The sequence below is a fragment of the Cupriavidus sp. 05N40 genome (assembly GCF_056397305.1).
Genome location: NZ_JBFTND010000398.1, coordinates 1 through 2,867, shown reverse-complemented (window position 1 = coordinate 2,867; position 2,867 = coordinate 1). Strand labels below are relative to the sequence as shown.

4 protein-coding genes are annotated in these 2,867 nt (G+C 62.5%); all 4 read left to right on the top strand.

What is annotated here, in order from left to right; genetic code table 11:
• On the top strand, positions 1–244 hold a 244-nt coding region (locus AC1DO7_RS40790; protein WP_477117524.1), incomplete at its 5' end, for a hypothetical protein.
• Between the two features lie 369 nt (positions 245–613).
• Positions 614–1,219, top strand: a complete 606-nt coding sequence (locus AC1DO7_RS40785; RefSeq protein WP_441650494.1) for an ATP-dependent DNA ligase — start codon at positions 614–616, stop codon at positions 1,217–1,219.
• A gap of 260 nt (positions 1,220–1,479) precedes the next feature.
• Positions 1,480–1,731, top strand: a complete 252-nt coding sequence (locus AC1DO7_RS40780; protein WP_441650493.1) for a hypothetical protein — start codon at positions 1,480–1,482, stop codon at positions 1,729–1,731.
• A gap of 898 nt (positions 1,732–2,629) precedes the next feature.
• A partial coding sequence (locus tag AC1DO7_RS40775) for a transposase (RefSeq protein ID WP_477117523.1) occupies positions 2,630–2,867 on the top strand: 238 nt, incomplete at its 3' end.

The following is a 2,867-nucleotide window of genomic DNA, read 5'->3' as shown; positions in this document are numbered from 1 at the left end:
GGCATTGCTGGATCCACTGACCTCAGCCGATGACAACGCCATAATGATCCTTGCCAATGGTGGTCGGGTATCAGAAATCTCCAGCGAACACGCCACGTTGGCGGCGCTCCGGGAGTCCCTGGCCCGCGTGCTCTCAAAGGTCAGTGAACTTCTCAAGCCCGGGATTCGAGCACCGTGGAACGTGGATCGCCGAGCGCGAACGACGTCCGGCGTTGCTGAAACAGGAGAGTATCCACAGCCATAGCATCGAGAGGGATGCGCAGACACAAGAAGGGGCTCCACTCCCGTTGCTGTGTCTGCCGCCGGTTACCGGAAGGCCGCAGCTGCCGCCGCCAGCAGGATCTCGTATGCTGCACGCGCGCTACATTCCCATCATTCAAATCCTCAATGCTGACAGGCTGAGGGCAAAAGCTACGCGAACGGGTGCGCCCAGTCTGTAGTGGGCGTACGCAGAACATAGTGTCTGCCGGGGTAAAGAGAGAACCTTCGCCATCCCGCTGCCATAGCGGAACAGGGTAAGCCCATCTCGCTGCCCACTGGGCAGACCGACTGCGAAGAAAAGCTGTTGGCAAGGTGGGTAAAGGAGGTTGGAGAAAGCAAATGTCAGACCGTAATGGTCCGGATACGGGTTGCGACATCACCCGACACGAAAGTGGGCAGACTTCCAACTGGTCTCTCATCACGAGATAAAGCAACGACCCGGGTGACATTCCGGGCTGAGCCATGCCGGCCCAAGCGCCAGCCCCCGCCCTCGCTGACCTCTCGCACATGCTGCTCACCGACCGGCAGGCGATCCCGACCACCGGCGAGTGGCACTGGGAAATCAAGTACGACGGCTACCGGCTGCTGGCCGCCACCCGGCTCGCCGGCGCTGCAGACGCGCGGTGGCGCGGACGCGACGCGCTGGTTCCCGGAGATCGCCGAGGCGCTGGGCAAGCTGCCGCCAGGCAACATCGTGGACGGCGAGGTGGGCGCCCTGAACGACCTTGGCATCAGCGACTTCGACCGGCTGCACCGGCGCGTGGCGCGCCGCGGCTGGCACGAGGGTGCCCACTTGGTGGCGTACTGCATCTTCGATCTGCTCGTGGCCGGCGACCGGGACTTCCGCACGCAGCCGATCGAGAAGCGCAAGGTCGCGCTGCACCGCCTCCTGGGGAAGTCACCGCCGGCCGGCCTACTCTACGTGGCCGCGGTGGATGGTTGGGGAATGGCTCTATGACAACGCCCTCGCGCTCAAGCTGGAGGGCATAGTAGGGAAGCGCGCGGGCAGCGTCTACGCCTGCGGCAAGCGGAACCAGGACTGGATCCGGGTGAAACGGCCGGGCGCGGTGCCGGCCCAGCGGTTCGACCGCGGGTCTTGAAGTGGGGCTCCAACTCCTCACCATGGCAGGCAGCGCTACCGACTAACTCATTTGCCTGATGGACGCACTCCAGTACTTCTGCCACATTGCTTTACCGATTCCCTTAAGGGCACCATCCATGACCGTTGACTGGTTCCTGATTGACGCGCCTCGCGTCGTGCCGGACGAGTTTTCCGCCTGGGAGGTGGCCGAGAGCCAGTGGATAGAGCTGTTCTACCGGCTGCTCGACGCGAAGGCGGGCAGCCACGCAGAACGTGAGCTAGAACACCAGGTAATGGCGGCCAAGCGTGAAGCCGATCGCCTCGAGCAGGTCGCCCGCGCGATTTGGGCGCGCGAGCACTGTCAGGGGCGCATGAGTGGGAGCGCCTAGGAGGCGATCATGCTTGATCCCGGCGAATGGAAAGCGCGCGTGATTGCCCTGCGCGTCACCTTTTGCCCGTCCTGCGAGTCGACCAAGGTGACGCTCGGCGCGTGCGCGGTGGGGGCGATGACAATCCATCAGGAATACGTTTGCGAGAGCTGCCAGTACGCGTTTTCAGGACTTTTACGCTACAGGCTTATTACCCCACCTAGCGCGCCGYCGGCGCCCGAGTCACTATGCTCAACGTTCTTTCAGCCCCCCAGCCGCCTGCCAAGGCCGTCTTCCAGAAGCTATGCGGGGTGGTAGACCAAGCCTGTCAGCAGCACTACGCCCGGTCTGCCGTCCTCGCCGCGCAGGCGCAGGGATTGAGCGGTGGTCGCCTGCCCGATGCAGGGGCGGAGCAGTACGCGTACACCGATGCAGATGGCAACCGAGTTCGTCTCCAACTCCACCCTGTGGACAGGCCCGGAGGGGGCGGCCTCCTTACACAATTGATCCTGACCCTTACCTCCGCCGACGGACTCACTCGCACCCATCTCCGACAATGCGAGGATCAGCCGATGGCATGACGCCCCGGCCCTAGGCGCGCGCCGACACCGAGCGAAGGTGCTCAGCCAAACGGCTAATAGCGACGCTTCGTACGCTCCATTACCTTCCTATCTGCATTACTTTGATGGACGGCCCCGCCGCTGCCACTCCCGCACATCCCGTGTCAAGCAGCGGCGGTCTTTTTGCTCGAGGGAATCACCAACCACTTCATCGACGCTGCGTCCTGACCTCGTGCTTTAGCAGGCTGTTGAATTTGGCCCCCGAGTAAACGGGGATTGGGTGCCAGACGTTATGGATATCGTGTTCATAAACTCGGGTGGCGGATGCGATGCGTGGAATGGATGAGATGCAATAGACGTTGTTCACGACGGTCAAGTTGGAAGACCTCGTCCCCGCTGATCATCCATTGCGGGCAATCCGGCTGCTGGTCAACGACRCACTGAAGGACCTCAACGGGCTGTTTAGCACCATCTATGCCGACAGCGGACGTGCCTCGATTGCCCCAGAGAAGTTGCTGCGTGCACTGCTGTTGCAAGTGTTTTACTCCGTGCGCAGCGAGCGCTGTTGCAAGTGTTTTACTCCGTGCGCAGCGAGCG